The following is an 18,341-nucleotide window of genomic DNA, read 5'->3' on the forward strand; positions in this document are numbered from 1 at the left end:
TCTGGTTCTGGTTCTGGTTCTGGTTCTGGTTCTGGTTCTGGTTCTGGTTCTGGTTCTGGTTCTGGTTCTGGTTCTGGTTCTGGTTCTGGTTCTGGTTCTGGTTCTGGTTCTGGTTCTGGTTCTGGTTTCAAAGAGTGTTGTGGTGTTTCTTCTATTTCAAGTATTTCTTCAATAGATTCTGTATCTTGCGAGGATTTTTCAACTACCTCTGGCTCAGCAGGAACCACCTTTTCAGCATCAGGGTCCATCAGCAATGCTTCTAGATATTCAAATACAACTTTCTTTTGATCAGCCATCTGCTTGTACCTGCTTACGACGCTCTAACAAGCCTCTTAATAATCGTGCATAGGCATGAACTCCACGACTACCCGCATCCAAGGATGATGGCACCAGACCTTTAATACTCGCGTTTCTGAACTTCGTATCCACCGGTATAACTGCGTTGGAAACCTGATCTGCGTAGAGCTGATGCAACTCTCGCAAACTACTCACTGATGCTTGAGTTCTTCGATCATAAAACGTCGGGATAATGGTATAAGAAAGTTTGTTTTTACGAGCACGATTAACCATTTCGATAGTTCGTACCATGCGCTCTAACCCTTTAAGGGCAAGAAATTCAGTTTGTACTGGTACCAGCAAGTGATCACATGCGGCCAGTGCATTGACCATCAACACACCGAGAACGGGAGGACTGTCAATCAGGACATAATCATAGTCTTCACGAACAAATCTCAGTGACTTAGCAACTTGAAGCCCTAATCCCTCTTTTCCGACGGCTTTACGTTCGAGAGTAGCCAGCGCAGTTGAGGCGGGTACCATATCGATACTTTCATGACTGGTTTTTAAAATTAATGAACGAAAACGTGAAGCTGACACCTCTGGATGCTCAAAAAGATCATAGACACTTTGCTCAATTTCATCTGGGTCGAATCTAAAGTAACTGGTGAGTGAACCATGAGGATCGAGATCCACAATCAGTACTCGATATCCGACTTCCGCTAGCAAGCCAGCTAGAGAAACGACCGTTGTCGTTTTTCCAACACCGCCCTTTTGATTTGCGACCGCCCACACCTGCATAGTTATTTTCCCGATTCAATGCTGATCTTAAGCATACCTGCATTTTGCCAACATATTGCCAATATCATCTAGATCCAGTACTGCATCTGCAAGACCTGCATTAACCACCGCTTGGGGCATCCCATAGATGGTACAGGTATCTTTACTTTGTGCCCACAGCGTACCACCAGCCTGTTTAAGTAATCGAGCACCATCACAGCCATCAGCACCCATACCTGTCAGCATCACTGCCATCACTTTACTGCCATAGGTTTTAGCAACAGATGCGTAAGTGACATCAACGCTAGGTTTGTAGGTCATGCGATCGTCTCCGGCTAGAATTTTTACACGATCCGTTTGCCTTGGATCTAACATCATCTGCATTCCACCCGGACACAGCAATGCCAATCCAGGCTCAAGCCTGTCGCCATCCACAGCTTCACGGACACGAATCATTGATTGCTGGTTTAGCCGCTCGGCAAAAACTTTGGTAAAGGTACCCGGCATATGTTGAACCAGTAAAATGGGTAATGGATAGCTCGCAGGTAGTGCCATTAAAACCTTCTGTAAGGCGGCAGGCCCTCCGGTTGAAGCACCTATCACAACAATTCTGACATCTGGTACTTTAATGCGTGACAAAGGCTGAGTTGCAGCCCCAGATCGATCATCATTTGAACGTGACGTAGATGATGACTGCGTTGATGAGGCTGCTTGAGGTGTTTCACGGCGAAACTCTCGCTCTGAACGAGGCTTTGCCACAACAGGCTCTGATCTAAATACCCTTGCTGTAGAAGAGGATGCCGGCGCAGGTTGACGACTAAACGCAGTAACAGGTCGATGCTGACGCGACTTACCTAAAGCAACAACGCGCTCGATAAACTCCTTGGTCAATGCACTGGAACGGTCCATCCACGCGCGAATATCCTTGGTCAGATAATCCGCTGCACCAGCTTCTAGAGCCTCCAATGTTACCCTAGCGCCTTCATGCGTTAGAGATGAAAGCATCAATACATTGGTTGGCGCTTGACGCATAATTTGTCTAACCGCTTCAATCCCATTGAGTTGAGGCATTTCAACGTCCATAGTGATTAGGTCAGGCTTTAGGGCTACCGCTTTGGTTACCGCTTCACGACCGTCCACAGCAACACCGACTATCTCAATGCGCGAATCACTACTGAGGGCCTCTTGGATCCTGTTTCTGAAAAAACTGGAATCATCGACTACCAGCACCTTAACGGCCATCTGAGACGCTTCCTTTGTCAGATAGCGCTACGCTCATGACGCGTAACGCTTGAGCAGATTGGGAATGTCAATAATCAAAGCAATTCGGCCATCACCAGTAATGGTTGCACCCGACAATCCCTGAGTCCCATGAAGAATAGAACCCAACGGTTTGATGACAACCTCTTCTTGGCCCACCAACTGATCAACCACAAAGCCCACTCGCGTGGTTCCGACAGAAACGATAACGACATGGCCTTGATCGGGTAAAGGAGCATGCTCACACCCTTTAACCATCCAACGCTTTAGATGGAATAAAGGTAATGCTTGATCCCTGACGATAATCACTTGCTGACCATCGACAATGTTGGTTTTGGTTAGATCAAGATTATAGATCTCATTAACATTCACTAGTGGTAACGCAAACGCCTGCCCTTCAAGGGTGACCATCAGCGTTGGCATAATGGCCAAGGTTAGCGGCACTTGAATGGCAATCTGAGTACCTTGCCCCAAGATAGAATCAATCGCTAAGGTTCCGTTTAGCTGAGTAATCTTAGTTTTAACAACATCCATACCCACACCGCGCCCCGACACATCAGAAATTTCTGTTTTGGTCGAGAAGCCAGCATGGAAAATCAGATTAAAACATTCTTGATCAGTTAGGCGTGCTGCTGACTCTGTATCAAGCATGCCTCTATCCACTGCCAAGCGACGAAGTTTTTCAGGATCCATTCCGGCACCATCATCGCGGATGATCAGCAGAATATGATCGCCTTCTTGCTCGGCTGATAGCAAAACACTACCTTCGCGCGGCTTACCTAATTTTTCACGAACATCTGGCGCTTCAATACCATGATCGACTGAGTTGCGTACTAAGTGAATTAATGGATCGGCCAGCGCTTCAACAAGGTTTTTATCTAAGTCGGTTTCTTCACCACGCAGCTCTAAGCGTATCTCTTTTTTCAAGCTACGAGACAAATCACGAATTAGACGCGGGAAGCGACCGAATACTTTCTTGACGGGTTGCATACGGGTTTTCATCACTGACGTCTGCAAGTCAGCAGTGACCATATCTAATGTGCCCAAGGCTTTAGACATCTCTTCATCTTCGCGCGAACCACCCAAACGCACCAAACGATTACGAACCAAGACTAGCTCGCCTACCATGTTCATAATCTTATCGAGAAGCGCAGTATCGACTCGAACATTACTCTCTTGAACCGTTTTTTGTTGAGCTGACATTGAGGCTTTCGGAGTCGATTCAATAGCAGCAGATGCGGCAACAACTGCGGGAGGCTCGACCGCTTTTGGAGGCGCACTAGGCACAGAGGAACCGACATTTGCGTCAATCATCTCGTCTTCATGCTTAGGTGCAGATGCTATTGCAGCAAAAGCTCCCTGTCCTTTTGACTGAAGATCATCTAGCAAGGCCTCGAACTCATCATCTGTAATTTCATCAGAAGTGGATGAAGTAGCGGCTATATTAGATTGATCTTTACCTGCCAGTACTCCTGGGCCTTTACCTGCACCATGAAGTTCATCTAATAACGCATCAAACTCATCTTCTGTAATAAGATCACTGTCCGTACTGGAGGATGCGTTTTTTGTATTGCTACCGACAACTAAATCACCAAGCAATAAGTCAAACTCATCATTAGGGGTATTGGGGTTGGCAGGCGTAGCTTTCGGTAAGGGTTTTTGCTCAACAACCGTTTTTTTAACTGGCTGCTGCTCTTCTACCGAACCACCTTCAGTAATAATGCTTAAACGCTGCATGAGATCTGCAGGTGCAGGTTCTGGCTCTAAACCACCTCGAACCTGCTCAAACATCAAGTTGACAGAATCGAGTGACTGCAGCACCACATCCATCAAAGAAGCAGAAACAGTTAACTCACCATTACGTAATAAATCGAATAGATTTTCAGCTTTATGGCAACAGTTGACCATCGCATCTAGCTGAAGAAAACCCGCTCCACCTTTGACTGTATGAAACCCTCGAAAGATAGCATTTAGTAGGTCACGATCATCTGGTCGTTGTTCAAGCTCAACCAACTGCTCAGAAAGAAGCTCAAGTATCTCTCCCGCTTCTACTAGGAAATCTTCAAGAATTTCCTGATCTACATCCAAACTCATAGAGATCTCCTAATCAAAAACCAAGACTGGATAACAGTTCATCAACATCATCCTGATTACTGACTGCCCCGGCTTCTTTCTTTTTCAGTTGTGGACCCTGGGCACGAATAGCATCTTTTTCAGAATCATCTTGAGTCTCTTTGCCCATCTCGATTCCGGTTAAACGCTCAACTTTGGCGGCCATATCCATTAATTTGACAAGCTGAGACTCAACTTGGGTCATTAGCGTGATAACTCTGCGTATCAGCTGCCCGGTAATATCCTGAACACTCTGAGAAACAAGAATATCGGTTAACGTACTGCGTAACTCTTCAATCGTTTTTTCAGATTCATTTTTGACAGTACAGGTTCGATCATACACACCCTCGAGTGCTTTAAACTCTCCCTCAAGCTGACCAACCAAAAGAAGCAAATCTTTAAAACGTTCTGACTGACCATCCAATCGATCGACCAGTGTCAATGAGCGATCAACTCTATCCATGGTTTCGTGAGATGTTTTTTCAGTTAGTTCAATAACATAACCAAGACGCTCAGATGCATCTGTCATGGCAGGCAGACTAGACGCATCATCAGACAAAATCTTTTCATCAATATCGGAAGAGAAAGCTTTGATAGCCTCATGTAATCCACGTGTCAGATGGCCAACTTCATTGTAAAAAACCTGATGCCGAGCCTCTTGAAGGTCATTGATCAACTCCATTGCATGGCTCAAGTTACCTTGCTCGATAGTGATTACCAACTCACGAGCCATTTGACCAAGCAGATCTTCAAGACCGTCATATTCCAATGTCGCTATCTTATTTTTCATTATTCTGCTCTCTTACCGGCTATTGGCTAGGTGATGCGCTCAAATATCTTCTCGATTTTTTCCTTAAGCACCACTGCCGTAAAAGGCTTAATAACATAACCATTCACCCCTGCCTGAGCAGCGGCAATAATCTGCTCACGCTTAGCTTCAGCTGTGACCATCAACACAGGGATATGCGAAAGCTCTGGATCTGCACGCACAGTTTTAAGCAGATCGATTCCTGTCATCCCTGGCATATTCCAGTCAGTGATCAGAAACTCAATACGACCTTGTTTCAGAATGGGCAAAGCGGTCTTGCCGTCATCAGCCTCTTCCACATTGGTAAAGCCCAGATCACGTAGCAAATTTTTGATGATTCGTCTCATTGTAGAGAAGTCATCTACAACAAGAATCCTGATGTCTTTTTTCACAAGACACAGCCCCCCCGGCTTGTTACTTTAAAAATGTTAGCCCTTATACCTATACTAGACAGGCAAAGGACGGATAACAAACAAAAAATTACTGCCAGTCCCTAAGACGGCTTTTCAATCTCATTGCCGCTTGGGAGTGAATCTGACTGACTCGAGATTCACTCACTCCTAAAATACTACCTATCTCTTTTAAGTTTAGCTCTTCATCGTAATAAAGAGCCATCACTAGCTTTTCTCGCTCTGGCAAAGAATCAATCGCACCTGCTAGCGCTTGTCGGAATGCATCCCCCTGAAATAGTTGATCAGGTCCTGGATCATTCCCCTCAAATTGCATTCCAACAGAATCATCATCGTCATGACTCAACTCATCAATACTGAATAGACGGCTGTCTTGCGAGTCTTGCAGTAATGCATGATATTCTGCCACAGAAATCTGTAACTCTGTCGCTACCTCGGCATCAGAAGCATCCCTTCCTGTTCTGAATTCTACTGCGCGAATCGCTTCCGTCACTCTGCGACCATTTCGATGAACGGATCGAGGCGTCCAATCACCACGACGTACTTCGTCAATGATGGAACCTCGAATACGAATTCCGGCATAGGTGTCAAAGCTAGCACCCTTACTCGGATCAAATCTTTTTGCTGCCTCTAGCAACCCAATCATTCCTGCTTGTACCAAATCATCAAGAACCACACTCGACGGCAATCTAAGCAGAAGATGCTGGGCAATCCTCTTTACGAGGGGTGTGTACTGATCTAATAACTCATGACTAGTTTTAAATGTGAGCTGATTATACATACAGCTTAGCTTCCGCTATTCAATTATTGCCGTTTTACCAGCTGCTCCACAAAGAATTCTAAATGACCCCTTGGAGTTTTCAATACCGGCCAGTGATCAACTTTATTAGCTAATTGGCGGTATGCAACTGACGCTTTACTGTTGCCAAAAGCTTTTAAAACAGCTGTTTGCTTTTGAACTGCCTTACGTACTGATTCATCATAAGGGATTGATCCGACGTATTGAAGCGTTACATCCAAAAACCTATCCGTGACCGTTAAAATTTTGTTAAACATGTTTCGCCCTTCGTTTTCAGAATGAACCATATTGGCCAAAATTCTAAAGTGGGTCATTTTGTGATCGCGATTCAACATTTTAATCAATGCATAGGCATCCGTAATCGAGGTAGGCTCGTCACAAACCACCACGAGCACTTCTTGAGCGGCTTTAACAAAACTGACGACCGCTTCTGATATACCGGCAGCCGTATCAATAATCAGAACATCCATTAGATCGGCAATATCATTAAAGGCATAAATTAACTCTGCGTGCTGATGCTCACTGAGCGCAGTCATTGCTTGCGTTCCGGACGAGGCAGGCACGATAGACATATTGGCATCCACACGCACCAACACATCAGCCAAGGAACAACGACCTTCAAGCACATCAGCAATCGTTTGCTTCACTCTCAATCCAAGCAAAACATCGACGTTCGCTAAGCCAAGGTCTGCATCCATCAATACAACTCGCCGCCCCATTTCACTCAGGGCTGCCGATAAGTTCACCGATACATTGGTTTTTCCAACGCCACCTTTGCCACCTGTGACCGCAATGACCTTAACCGGTTGAGTTTGCTTCATAAGAATTTATCTCTATCCCGCCCGAAAGATCGGATTGGTGTCATCATAGTTTGAATCAGAGGCACCCGAGGTTTGCGCAGCCACTACTGCTCGACTTACCAAATCTTGTCTTTGTGCAACAATAAGATCATCCGGTATTTTCTGACCGTCGGTGATGTAAGCAACAGGCAAGCGCTTTTCTATTGCAAGAGTCAATGCATCACCTAAGCTTCCGGATTCATCTAACTTGGTTAGCACACAGGCGCTCAGATCTAGCTCTTGATAATTACTCCAAGCCTTTTCAATTAACTGACGCTGACTCGAACAGGACAAAACCAGTAATTTTTTTAACCTAACCGAGACAGAGGCCAACATTTGTTTTTGTTGAATACCTTCAGGATCTCCCGCATTCATTCCCGCAGTATCAATCAATACCAAGCGCTTACCTCTCAGAGAAAGCAACACTTCATCAAGATTATGATTTTCATCAACCACACGAACCGGAACATCTAGAATTCGGCCAAATGTTTTTAACTGCTCATGCGCTGCTATGCGATAACAGTCAGTGGTGACCAAGGCTAAACTTGAACTGCCATACTGCAGCACGTAACGAGCCGCCAACTTTCCAATAGTGGTCGTCTTGCCTACGCCGGTTGCACCGACAAAAGCGATCATTCCACCGCGAGCGATATACTCCTCACCCACCACTGGCAGAGAGTCAGCAAAGCGAGACAGCACATTTTTCCATGCAGCCTCTTCTGATAACTCAGACTCTAGACTTGCGGTTAGTTGTCGAATAAGGCCGGAGCTAAGCCCTAAATCATTCAAACGTTGTTGAATAGGAGAATAAGACGCATAAGATGATTGAGGTGTAACAGGTAAAGACGACTGATAACTCGGCTGATGTAATTGCTTTTCCATTAACTTACGTAGCTGATGAATCTCCTGCTGCATCGTTTTTACAAGATCATCCGCTTCTTCGCGCGGTTGATGCTTGGGCTGATCACTCCAGAGATCATCAGGGATAAATGGTTCATGATCATGCTCTTTTCGAGCTTGTTCTTCTTGCCTAGTTTTTAATGACTGAAGGATAAAGCGCAGATCTTCATCCTCTTCAGTATCAATTTGACGGTTAACCACTTGGCTAACCTCCGGCTGAGGTTGCTCGGCTTTTCTTCGTGCTTCAGCAATACGCATTTTTGCTCTGCGCAATTCTGCAGCTAGCGCATCATCTTGACTAGAAACAGGAGAGGGAGCTGGACGAGTTTTTTTCTGACTACGCTTCAGCTCTGCTTGAGCCATTTCATAGTCTTCCTCCTTAGCCGCAACCACTTCCACACCACCCGCCACGCGATGGTTGGAAATAATGACAGCATCTGCGCCTATTTCATCACGGACACGTCGCATTGCTTGACGCATATCTGGTGCAAAGATGCGTTTAACCTTCATAACCTTTCCTTATCTGCGCTACTCTGTGTTTAACAGAAGATTGCATCAACCTAGGCATTTCCACCCCCGACAGTCGCAACGATGGTGACGCGCTTATTTTCCGGTACTTCTTGATAAGATAAAACATGTACTTGATGCTGACCATAGCGCACAAAACGCGCCATTAAGGGCCTTATCGGGGCAGCGACTAGTAATACAGACGGCTTACCCATCATTTCTTGCTGCTGCGCTGCTTGTCCTAAAGATGTTTGCAATCTTTCAGCCATTCCTGGCTCCAATACTAGAGTCTCATCACTAGGGCCACCTTGCTGCATGGAACTTAACAGCATTTGCTCGAGTGCAGGCTCCAAAGTAATCACGGGTAGCTCAATGTCTGATCCGTTAATACTTTGTACAATTAATCGTGATAACGCCACTCGCACTGCTGCAGTCAACGACAAGGGGTCTTGAGTTCTATCCACAGCTTCAGCAAGTGCTTCAGCGATAGAACGAAAATCTTTCAGTGACACCTGCTCCATCAGAAGATTTTGCAACACTTTTAGCAACACACTGATAGAAAGCTTTTTAGGCACCAACTCTTCAACCAACTTGGGCGATGTCTTAGTCAGCATATCAAGAAGCTGCTGTACCTCTTCATGCCCCAGCAAAGCATGCGCATTACTTTGTAAAATTTGATTTAAATGCGTCGCGACAACCGTGCTAGCATCAACCACAGTATAGCCCAGAGTTTGTGCATGCTCTTTCTGCCCTCTTTCAATCCACACTGCATCTAATCCAAACGCAGGATCTTTAACGGCAACACCTTTTAAGGTTCCAAACACTTGACCCGGGTTAATAGCTAATTCCCGATCCGGATATACATCTCCCTCACCACTGATAACCCCCATTAAGGTAATCCGGTAGGCTCCAGGCATTAAGTCAAGATTATCTCGAATATGCACCGATGGCACCAAAAAGCCAAGGTCTTGAGATAATTTCTTCCTAACCCCTTTAATTCGTCCAAGCAACTGACCGCCTTGCATTTTGTCGACCATAGGAATTAATCGATACCCTACCTCAAGACCGATCATATCCACTGGCATAACATCATCCCAGTCCAGATCTCTGCGCTCTTCGGATGGCTCTGCATCGGCCGGTTCTTCTTGCTCTTTAAGCTGATCTGCTTTTACCTGTTGCTGCCGACTAAAAATCAACCAACCTGCACCGGCAGCTGCCGCGGCAAGCGATAAGAAAGCCATATGCGGCATACCTGGAACGATACCCATTAACGCGATAACACCGGCAGCAACAAACAAGGCTCGCGGCGATCCAAACATTTGCGAAAAAACCTGGCTACCCATCGCTTCAGATGAGTTAGCTCGCGTTACCATAATTGCAGCGGCAGTTGATAACAGCAATGATGGCAATTGAGCCACCAAACCATCACCAATGGTCAACAATGAGTAGTTACGCATTGCCGTATCAAAATCCAATCCATGCTGAACCATACCGATCCCTAAGCCACCTAACAGGTTAATCACTAGGATTAAAATGCCAGCAACCGCATCACCTCTGACGAATTTAGAAGCACCATCCATCGCGCCATAAAAATCCGCTTCTTGCGTTACCTCTTGACGTCGTTGCCTCGCCTCCTCCTGAGAGATCAAGCCGGCGTTAACATCTGCATCGATTGCCATCTGTTTACCGGGCATAGCATCCAAAGTAAAACGCGCGCTTACTTCAGAAATACGCCCAGCACCCTTGGTAACAACCACAAAGTTGATGATAACCAGAATCATAAATACAACGATACCAACCACATAGTTACCACCGACAACGACTTCCCCAAAGGCCTTAATCACCTGACCCGCTGCATCCCCTCCTTCATGACCGTTTAATAAAACCACACGAGTGGAGGCGACGTTTAGCGCCAAACGCATCAAAGTCGCTGCAAGCAAAATGGTGGGGAAAACCGCAAAATCGAGTGGTCGTAACGCATAGATACAAACAAGAAGCACAACAATGGAGAGTGCAATATTAAAGGTAAAGAATATATCCAGCATGATGGTAGGCATTGGCAAAGTAACCATTGCCAGCACAACAAGTAAAAGCAGCGGAATACCTAAGTTCCCCTGACTAATACTTTTAGCACTTTTAAGTATGGCTACTCTATCCACATCACCTACCGTCAAATAACTGTCAAAAACATCGCTACAGGCTATAAGAGCCTGAAATATCTTGGCAATTGTAGCGAATACGTCAAGTTAATGACACTACAAAATCAATATGATTTTACTGCAAGAAATACGCCAATCAATTATCGCGACGCAACTCGGGAGGGATTTCTAACTCTTTTTCTGCGGGAGGACGAGCACCCGTCTTCGACTGACTAGGATCTCTTAACTGGAAAACATAGGCTAAAACTTGTGCTACAGCCGTATACAATCCAGAAGGAACCTCTTCATCAATTTCAGCGGCATAATAGAGCGCTCGAGCTAATGCTGGCGCTTCTAATACGGTTACCTCATATTCTTGCGCCACTTCTCGAATTTTTAGCGCCATAAAATCAACACCTTTCGCAACAACAATCGGTGCATCGCTTTTACTTTGGTCATAACGTATAGCAACAGCGTAGTGGGTAGGGTTAGTAATAACGACATCAGCGGTTGGCACTTCTTTCATCATTTTGCGCTGTGACATTTCATACTGCAATTGACGTATCTTACTTTTAACCTCTGGCTTACCCTCGGTGCTTTTCATTTCATCTTTAATTTCCTGCATCGTCATCTTTAGCTTTTTGTTGTAGTCATATAGCTGAAATGGCACATCCACCAAAACGATAAAGATCATCGCCGCACTAATCACCAAAAAAGCCCAAGCAATAATAGTTAACGAATGATCGATCGCTGATCTGACCGCTTCCGATGTCAACATCATCAACTCGGGTCTTAAAAGGTAAACAGCTAGAATGGCAATAGCACCGACAATCAGTACTTTCGCTATCGCCTTGAAGAGCTCGACCAAGGATTTTAACGAGAACATGCGCTTAATCCCTGCAATAGGATCAAGACGACTGCCTTTCGGCTGAAGAGATTCACCGCTGAAATTCCAGCCACCCAGCGCCACGGAAGAAAAAATTACCGCGAGAGTAACTAATAAAAAGAAAGACCATAAACTCAGAAATGCATCAGCAAGTGATCGGTAAAGGTGATAGCTCATAAAGGCTTTATCGATTAACTCATCACGGCGAAGATCAAAATTAAAACTGAATAAATCCAGCATTACCTGACCAACCGATCCACCAAACAGCAGCGCTGCTGCCGCTGAAGCCATCAATAGAGCAAGGGTGGTCAATTCCTTAGATCGGGCTATATCACCCTTTTTGCGCGCATCTTGTATGCGCTTTTGCGTGGGCTCTTGTGACTTTTCTTGACCCGTATCTTCTTCAGCCATACATCACCCGTTTAAAGGAGGTAACATCGACTGAATAAAGTCGAGTATAAAGTGAGTCATACGCACGTAGTGATCATAAAAAATAGGAACATTGACATAGTGCATAATAAGTCCCATCAGCATAGTGAAGGGAAAACCTATCGCAAAAATATTTAGCTGTGGCGCAGCTTTAGTCATAATGCCGAAGGATAAGTTAATAATCAACAATGCCGTAATAGCGGGCAAAGCCATTAATAATGCAGCAGAAAACAACCAACTCACTAACAAAACAATGCGCATCACAACATCAAAACTAAAAATATTCATTCCAATAGGTAGCGCATAAAAGCTTTGCGCTAGTATTTCTATCATGACCAGATGACCATTCATTGCCAAAAATAACAACATTGACATCATCGAATAGAATTGAGCGACCACCACCACCTGAATACCCGTACTAGGATCGGTCATCTGTGCAAATCCAAGACCTGATTGCATCGCAATCATCTGAGCGCCAGCGATAAAAGTCTGAAAGAGGAGCTGCAAGGTAAAACCGAGCATCGTACCAATGATGATCTGATTTAAAATGACTATCCAAGTATCTAATGACAACCCCTGATATGTGGGCATTTCAGGCAATACTGGAATTAAAATCAGCGTCATCGCTAACGCTAAACCAAAACGAACTCTAACTGGAACCATCTGTGTTCCAATGATTGGCACTGCCATAAAGAATGAGCCAATACGAAATAACGGTAATAGAAATGCACCTACCCAGTATTCAAGCTCCGCCAGCGAGACAAACACGACCTAGCCTATCATCAGGGGTATATTCATAAACAAGAAGTTAAACAGATCCACGATCTGCATAACAATATAAGGGCCCGCGTACATCAACGCTAACAAACTAACAATTAGACGAGGCAGGAAACTCAGGGTTTGTTCGTTAATTTGAGTGGCCGCCTGAAACACTGAAATAATTAGACCCACCACCAAAGCAGGACCAACAATAATGGTCACGAATTTAATAATCAGCCAAAAGGCGGTGCCGTATAAATCAAGAACTGTTTCAGTCAGTCCCATTATCGCCTCCTAAACTAATGGCCAAATAAACCTCATACTAAATGGAAAAAGCTACATTCCAAAACTTGCAGCAAGCGTTCCAACCACCATTGCCCAGCCATCCGCCAACACAAAAAGCATGATCTTAAACGGCAAAGATACGATGACTGGTGAGAGCATCATCATACCCATCGCCATCAAGACACTGGCCACCACCAAGTCGATCACCAAAAACGGAATGAACAGCATAAAACCTATTTGAAAAGCCGTTTTCAACTCACTGACCACAAAGGCTGGCACCAGCACACGCATAGGTACATCTTCTTGAGTTTCAACACGCGGAGTATCTGAAATACGCATAAACAGGTCTAAATCACTCTCGCGTGTATTACGAATCATAAATTGATGAAAAGGCCTTGAAGCGGCTTCAAACGCCTCCATACTGGTCATTTCTTCGGCCATATAGGGCTGAACCGCTTGCTCGTTTACCTGATCAAATACCGGAGCCATAATGAAGAAAGTAAGGAATAACGCCAAACCCACTAACACTTGATTTGAAGGCGTTTGTTGTAAACCTAAGGCTTGCCGCAGAATTGAAAAGACAATAATGATTCGCGTAAACGAAGTCATCATCATAAGCATTGCTGGCAAGAAGGTCAGCAATGTCATTAAAGCTAGAATTTGAAGGGTAACCGAATACTCAGTAGAGCCATCATCGTTAACGGTTAAGCTAACTGCAGGAATACCCACATCGGCTAATGCGGGAAGAGGCATCAACAGCAGAAAAATAGCGAGCAAGCCGAAATATCGAAGCATCATGGCTCCCGCTTACTAATATACTGATTAAGCTTACGCGCAAAGGCTGACTCAGCAGCAGGCTGATCTGGGACAATCACAGGCTGCTCAAAACTCTTCAGCAAAGTGACTTGTCCCTGCGACACCCCTAGCAACATTTGCTCTTCACCGACTTGAACCAGCACAGCACGCTCTTTATGCCCCAACGAAAGTGCTGCGACAACTTTGAGTTTACGATGCTGACCAGGCAGCACCGATACCCTCCTAAGCAACCATGCCATTGCCAAAATAGTGCCGAGTACCAGACCCAATCCTAGTATCAACTGCATAATGGATTCAAAGCTGAAAGGGTCAGGGCTTTTATAAACTGGAGCAGCTTGGCTGGATGAGTTCTCAGAACTCCAGCTCAGCGGGCTAAACAGCAAAAAGAAAATGAGCGAATACTTCATCACTACTTAAGTCGCCAGATACGTTCCTGTGGGCTGATAACATCCGTTAAACGAATACCATAGTGATCATTAACCACCACCACCTCTCCATGTGCAATCAGAGTACCATTTACCTTCACATCCAGCGGTTCACCGGCAACTCTACTTAACTCCAAAACAGAACCTTGGCTAAGTTGTAGCAGATTTCTGATGGCAATTTCTGTACCACCCACTTCTACGGTCAACTTCACGGGTATATCCAGAATAACATCCAGTTTTGGATCTTTTACTGGTGATGACTCATCTTGCAGCTCAGATAGCTCGACAGATTTTGCTTCAGTGGCAGAACCACCTTGACCCTCTGTTTCACCACCGACTTGTTCTTCCATGGCAGCAGCCCATTCATCAGCCAAGGCCTGCTGGTCTACATCTTTATTATCTTCGCTCACAAACGCTATCTCCAGACCCGAAGATCAATCATGATCATGCTGAATAGTTTCGACAATTTTAACTGCAAGATTACCACGTGATGCACCGAGTTGGCAGGTATACATCGGCAATCCATTAGCGCTTAGGGTTAAGTGATCTGAAATATCAACTGGAATCACATCACCTTTTTCAAATGCCACCACATCACGTAACGTCATTTCTCTTTCAGCCACCAACAGATCCAGCTGCAAACTCGCACTGACAATATCTTTACGAAGTGAGTGTAACCAGCGCTCATCTGATTCATGCTCTGTACTTTGGAAAGATGACATCAACTGATCACGAATAGGCTCAATCATCGAATAAGGAAGAGTGACATGGAAATCACCACTCCCCCCTTCAAGGTCGACTTGAAAAGTACTCACAATGACCACTTCACTTGGCCCAACCACATTTGCCATCGCAGGATTGAGTTCATGGGAGGTTTGTTCAAACGTCAAATCAGCGACAGGTTTCCAGGCATCACGTAAATCAGCGAATAACTGAGTGACTGTTTTATGCACTAGACGAGTTTCAGTCGGCGTGAAGTCACGACCCTCAATTTTGGCATGACGACCGTCACCACCAAAGTATTGATCAACTAACTTGAAGACTAATTTTGCATCAATAATGAACAACCCTGTGCCTCGCCAAGGATGAACCTTCATCAAACTCATACTGGTCGGCACATAAAGAGTATGGATGTAATCGCCATACTTCATCACCTGTACACCACCGACCGTCACATCGGCTGTACGTCTCAACAGGTTAAACAAAGTGACGCGCGCTAGTCGTGCAAAACGCTCATTCACCATTTCCAAGGTCGGCATACGACCACGAACAATGCGTTCTTGGCTTGCCAAATCATAGGGACGAACACCGCTGCCATCATCGAAATCGGCTTCGTCAGAGGTCTCTACATCGCCATCATCAACGCCGTGTAACAGGGCATCAATTTCGTCCTGCGAAAGCAGATCTTTTACTGACATGCTGTGTGCTTCCTCACTGCATTACAAAATTTGTAAATAACACAATTTCAACGCCAGGCTCTCCACCTCGATCTTGAACCAAGCGATTAACCAACTCTGTAGCATCATTTTGCAATGCTCGAATACCATCAACATTGCGAAGAACATTGGGATCTGAAGTGGTGAATAGTGTATTAAGTCTAGCAACCACAAGTGGCATGTGCTGATTAATTATCTGCTCTACCTGAGGGTCACGAGTTTTGGCTTCAGCATAGATCTGCATGAAGTGACGATTGCCGCCAGGATTCTCCAAAGATGCGACGAACATCGGCCGACCTTCAAGTGTGCGTATTTTGATATAGATAGCTTCTCTTTGAACGGGTGCTGCTGGTTCAGCTGACTCCTCTCCGCCCATTAAGAAAAAGAAGGCTGCACCACCACCCGCAGCTAGAACTAAAATAGCTGCAGCAATAATGATAATTAGCTTTTTCTTGCCACTTTTAGGCGCACTTTCTTCGCCTTCAGGACGTTCATCCTTTTCAGCCATAGACTATCCCCCGCATATATACTTATCACTTCGGCTAAATATACCACAGCCGCTTGATTACAGGGGAATTGCTTTATGCATAATAATCAATGATGCCTACTTTTCTTAGCTCCGTTCGGTTAGCAGGTAATTCACCAAACTCTTCTCTAGCACTTGCATCTCCTCGCCCACTCTCTCTGGCATGAGCCTGCTCGGAATTTTGTTCGCGAGACTGGTCTGAAACTGAGGCATCGGCTAGATTCATCCCTTGTTCTGCAAACATCTCTCTTAATCTGGGTAAACTTTGCTCTAACACTTCTCGAACTGAGGCATTAGGCGCATTAAAGGTCAGTGACACTTGATCATTACCGTGAACCTGAACACGAATGCGCAAAGCGCCTAGCTCCGGGGGATCTAAACGGACTTCGGCTAGCCTAGGGCCTTGTTGTGCCATCATCACTGCACGCTCACCTAAGGCTCTGCTCCATGCTGGATTGAGCATTTTTTGCATTAACGCATCTTGTGAGTTATTGGCCTGAGCAATCGGGGTTTGCGCAGGCGATGCAGGTGACTGGACCATTTTTTGGGCGTCTGCAATCAGAGTTGCAGAGGTGGCACTGGCTTCCTGTCGACGAAGGGAGTCACTACTTGCGTCATCGACTGCATTACGCTGAGCATTCGCTTGGCTAATTGCCTCAGTTAGCGCTCTTCGCCCCGTCTCTTGCATCACTTCTGAGGCAGCCAAACGCTCAGCGGGAGTTAAATCACTACTCGGCATGCCAGACACCGCAGCAGATGGAGTTAATACAATCCTAGGCTCTAACGGTCTATTCGCAGCTTTGTCATTATTCGATTGTGATAAAGGATTGATGGGAGCAATAGGTGGGGACACTGAACGCTCTGAATTGGCCACATTGGCTTGCGCTTGTGGATCTGTTACCACAGCTCGATTCTGCTCTTGAATGAGTTGAGCTAAGGTTTCTCTGTAAAGCTCATCTCTGACCAAGGCTTCTTTTTGTAAAGTATCCAGATCAGCTGTTTTTTCATTTGTCTTGCCAGCGACTATTGCTTCCTGGGGACGTGATACTAGGCTTTCATTATCAGAATCCGTTAATGGCGACTGTGTCAGTAACGTATTATCAGAAGCACTATTTGACGAAGCACGTCTAGCGTCTTCAGTTTCTCTCACTCTTCGGGCAGCCTCAAGCTGAACCCAAAGCTGGTTCATTCGCTGCTCTGCAATTTTCTGATCAGCGTCAGTCAAGACGCCTGTTTCAGAAGCTTTACCCTCTGAATTTAAGGCTAACTTTTGCTCTAAATACTGTGTTAGTAAGGATAATATTGCCGCTTGACCTTCAGCCACTGGTTGATCGACAATTCCAGAATCTTTAAGGCTTTCTTGCTGCCGTGTCAGTTGTTGTTGCATTAACTGCAAGTACGCAAGCAATTGCTCATCAGAGAGTTCTAATGCATCAGGTAAAGCATCAGGTAAAGCCTCTTTCGATAAATTAAGCAGTGAAAGATCCTTCACGTTACTGTCTTTATAAAGTGCGCTCTGATCCGTATCGGCATCATTATCTATCTGAGAGAAGAGATTTTGCAGTGATTCACGAATACTATTCAATGCGTTATCAAGCGCTTCCGAGCTATCAGAGCCATCTTCCAGTAGATTTTCAATCTGCTTTAACAGATCAGTCGGAATTTCTAGCGGCAAAATACTGCCATCGGATTGTGATGTATTGCCAGATGCTTGCCGCTCAACATTCGCGAGTGAGGCATCTAATGGCGTGGATTGAGTTAGACCAACCCAGAGGGAATAGAAGGCTTCAGAAGGTGGAGCAGCTCCCAGATTGTTTTGAGATAACAGTCCATTAGCACCGTTTGACGGTGCCATTGACAGCAAACCACCTAAAAGTTGAATTGAAGAGGTTGGGTTTGACATGTTTAGCTCCTGAAATCTTAGTCCATAGCAAGCAATGCTTAGGTTAA

The 18,341-nt window shown here is 45.2% G+C and carries 19 protein-coding genes; all 19 read right to left on the reverse strand.

The window, feature by feature from the left end; all coding sequences use genetic code 11:
* A partial coding sequence (locus F7R24_RS14685; RefSeq protein WP_206057547.1) for a hypothetical protein occupies window positions 1-296 on the reverse strand: 296 nt, incomplete at its 3' end.
* Window positions 289-1,077, reverse strand: coding sequence for a ParA family protein (locus F7R24_RS12045; RefSeq protein WP_151671511.1), 789 nt, complete (start codon window positions 1,075-1,077; stop codon window positions 289-291). The genes F7R24_RS12045 and F7R24_RS14685, both read right to left, overlap by 8 nt.
* A 27-nt stretch (window positions 1,078-1,104) precedes the next feature.
* Window positions 1,105-2,298: a protein-glutamate methylesterase/protein-glutamine glutaminase gene (locus tag F7R24_RS12050; RefSeq protein ID WP_151671512.1), complete on the reverse strand. Its 1,194-nt coding sequence runs from the start codon at window positions 2,296-2,298 to the stop codon at window positions 1,105-1,107.
* 33 nt (window positions 2,299-2,331) lie between these two features.
* Complete coding sequence (locus F7R24_RS12055) at window positions 2,332-4,410, reverse strand: chemotaxis protein CheA (RefSeq protein WP_151671513.1); 2,079 nt, start codon at window positions 4,408-4,410, stop codon at window positions 2,332-2,334.
* Window positions 4,411-4,423: 13 nt separating this feature from the next.
* The gene (locus F7R24_RS12060) at window positions 4,424-5,218 is read right to left on the reverse strand and encodes a protein phosphatase CheZ (protein WP_151671514.1); all 795 of its coding nucleotides are present in this window, start codon (window positions 5,216-5,218) and stop codon (window positions 4,424-4,426) included.
* 26 nt (window positions 5,219-5,244) lie between these two features.
* On the reverse strand, window positions 5,245-5,616 hold the full coding sequence (gene cheY / locus F7R24_RS12065) for a chemotaxis response regulator CheY (RefSeq protein ID WP_239644366.1): 372 nt from the start codon (window positions 5,614-5,616) through the stop codon (window positions 5,245-5,247).
* Window positions 5,617-5,716: 100 nt separating this feature from the next.
* Window positions 5,717-6,427, reverse strand: a complete 711-nt coding sequence (locus tag F7R24_RS12070; RefSeq protein ID WP_151671515.1) for an RNA polymerase sigma factor FliA — start codon at window positions 6,425-6,427, stop codon at window positions 5,717-5,719.
* Between the two features lie 23 nt (window positions 6,428-6,450).
* Window positions 6,451-7,266, reverse strand: a complete 816-nt coding sequence (locus F7R24_RS12075) for a MinD/ParA family protein (protein WP_151671516.1) — start codon at window positions 7,264-7,266, stop codon at window positions 6,451-6,453.
* A gap of 12 nt (window positions 7,267-7,278) precedes the next feature.
* Window positions 7,279-8,694, reverse strand: coding sequence for a flagellar biosynthesis GTPase FlhF (gene flhF / locus F7R24_RS12080; RefSeq protein ID WP_151671517.1), 1,416 nt, complete (start codon window positions 8,692-8,694; stop codon window positions 7,279-7,281).
* A 50-nt stretch (window positions 8,695-8,744) separates the two neighbouring features.
* Window positions 8,745-10,850 carry a flagellar biosynthesis protein FlhA gene (gene flhA / locus F7R24_RS12085; RefSeq protein WP_151671518.1) on the reverse strand — a complete coding sequence of 702 codons (2,106 nt, stop codon included), beginning with the start codon at window positions 10,848-10,850 and terminating at the stop codon, window positions 8,745-8,747.
* 136 nt (window positions 10,851-10,986) lie between these two features.
* Window positions 10,987-12,126: a flagellar biosynthesis protein FlhB gene (gene flhB, locus F7R24_RS12090; protein ID WP_151671519.1), complete on the reverse strand. Its 1,140-nt coding sequence runs from the start codon at window positions 12,124-12,126 to the stop codon at window positions 10,987-10,989.
* Window positions 12,127-12,129: 3 nt separating this feature from the next.
* Complete coding sequence (gene fliR, locus F7R24_RS12095) at window positions 12,130-12,912, reverse strand: flagellar biosynthetic protein FliR (RefSeq protein ID WP_240776104.1); 783 nt, start codon at window positions 12,910-12,912, stop codon at window positions 12,130-12,132.
* 3 nt (window positions 12,913-12,915) lie between these two features.
* The gene (locus F7R24_RS12100) at window positions 12,916-13,188 is read right to left on the reverse strand and encodes a flagellar biosynthetic protein FliQ (protein ID WP_151671520.1); all 273 of its coding nucleotides are present in this window, start codon (window positions 13,186-13,188) and stop codon (window positions 12,916-12,918) included.
* A 51-nt stretch (window positions 13,189-13,239) separates the two neighbouring features.
* Complete coding sequence (fliP, locus tag F7R24_RS12105; protein WP_206057548.1) at window positions 13,240-13,983, reverse strand: flagellar type III secretion system pore protein FliP; 744 nt, start codon at window positions 13,981-13,983, stop codon at window positions 13,240-13,242.
* Window positions 13,983-14,411 (reverse strand): flagellar biosynthetic protein FliO, encoded by a 429-nt coding sequence (fliO, locus tag F7R24_RS12110; RefSeq protein WP_240776108.1) that lies wholly within the window; start codon window positions 14,409-14,411, stop codon window positions 13,983-13,985. The genes fliP and fliO overlap by 1 nt, the downstream gene beginning before the upstream one ends.
* A 2-nt stretch (window positions 14,412-14,413) precedes the next feature.
* The gene (gene fliN, locus F7R24_RS12115) at window positions 14,414-14,839 is read right to left on the reverse strand and encodes a flagellar motor switch protein FliN (RefSeq protein WP_151671523.1); all 426 of its coding nucleotides are present in this window, start codon (window positions 14,837-14,839) and stop codon (window positions 14,414-14,416) included.
* A 24-nt stretch (window positions 14,840-14,863) separates the two neighbouring features.
* A complete protein-coding gene (gene fliM, locus F7R24_RS12120; RefSeq protein WP_151671524.1) occupies window positions 14,864-15,847 on the reverse strand; it encodes a flagellar motor switch protein FliM in 984 nt (327 codons plus the stop codon).
* Window positions 15,848-15,860: 13 nt separating this feature from the next.
* Window positions 15,861-16,373: a flagellar basal body-associated FliL family protein gene (locus F7R24_RS12125; protein ID WP_151671525.1), complete on the reverse strand. Its 513-nt coding sequence runs from the start codon at window positions 16,371-16,373 to the stop codon at window positions 15,861-15,863.
* Window positions 16,374-16,446: 73 nt separating this feature from the next.
* Complete coding sequence (locus tag F7R24_RS12130; protein ID WP_151671526.1) at window positions 16,447-18,294, reverse strand: flagellar hook-length control protein FliK; 1,848 nt, start codon at window positions 18,292-18,294, stop codon at window positions 16,447-16,449.
* Between the last annotated feature and the right edge of the window lie 47 nt (window positions 18,295-18,341).

Source organism: Nitrincola schmidtii (genome assembly GCF_008973715.1).
Lineage (GTDB): Bacteria > Pseudomonadota > Gammaproteobacteria > Pseudomonadales > Balneatricaceae > Nitrincola > Nitrincola schmidtii.

What these genes read in the sequence shown, in the direction of transcription:
- fliP (WP_206057548.1), bottom strand. Translation starts at nt 13,983, where the DNA reads ATGCTTCGATATTTCGGCTTGCTCGCTATTTTTCTGCTGTTGATGCCT.
- flhF (WP_151671517.1), bottom strand. Translation starts at nt 8,694, where the DNA reads ATGAAGGTTAAACGCATCTTTGCACCAGATATGCGTCAAGCAATGCGA.
- F7R24_RS12100 (WP_151671520.1), bottom strand. Translation starts at nt 13,188, where the DNA reads ATGGGACTGACTGAAACAGTTCTTGATTTATACGGCACCGCCTTTTGG.
- flhB (WP_151671519.1), bottom strand. Translation starts at nt 12,126, where the DNA reads ATGGCTGAAGAAGATACGGGTCAAGAAAAGTCACAAGAGCCCACGCAA.
- F7R24_RS12075 (WP_151671516.1), bottom strand. Translation starts at nt 7,266, where the DNA reads ATGAAGCAAACTCAACCGGTTAAGGTCATTGCGGTCACAGGTGGCAAA.
- F7R24_RS12125 (WP_151671525.1), bottom strand. Translation starts at nt 16,373, where the DNA reads ATGGCTGAAAAGGATGAACGTCCTGAAGGCGAAGAAAGTGCGCCTAAA.
- F7R24_RS12045 (WP_151671511.1), bottom strand. Translation starts at nt 1,077, where the DNA reads ATGCAGGTGTGGGCGGTCGCAAATCAAAAGGGCGGTGTTGGAAAAACG.
- fliO (WP_240776108.1), bottom strand. Translation starts at nt 14,411, where the DNA reads ATGAAGTATTCGCTCATTTTCTTTTTGCTGTTTAGCCCGCTGAGCTGG.
- F7R24_RS12050 (WP_151671512.1), bottom strand. Translation starts at nt 2,298, where the DNA reads ATGGCCGTTAAGGTGCTGGTAGTCGATGATTCCAGTTTTTTCAGAAAC.
- F7R24_RS12070 (WP_151671515.1), bottom strand. Translation starts at nt 6,427, where the DNA reads ATGTATAATCAGCTCACATTTAAAACTAGTCATGAGTTATTAGATCAG.
- F7R24_RS12060 (WP_151671514.1), bottom strand. Translation starts at nt 5,218, where the DNA reads ATGAAAAATAAGATAGCGACATTGGAATATGACGGTCTTGAAGATCTG.
- fliM (WP_151671524.1), bottom strand. Translation starts at nt 15,847, where the DNA reads ATGTCAGTAAAAGATCTGCTTTCGCAGGACGAAATTGATGCCCTGTTA.
- F7R24_RS12130 (WP_151671526.1), bottom strand. Translation starts at nt 18,294, where the DNA reads ATGTCAAACCCAACCTCTTCAATTCAACTTTTAGGTGGTTTGCTGTCA.
- F7R24_RS12055 (WP_151671513.1), bottom strand. Translation starts at nt 4,410, where the DNA reads ATGAGTTTGGATGTAGATCAGGAAATTCTTGAAGATTTCCTAGTAGAA.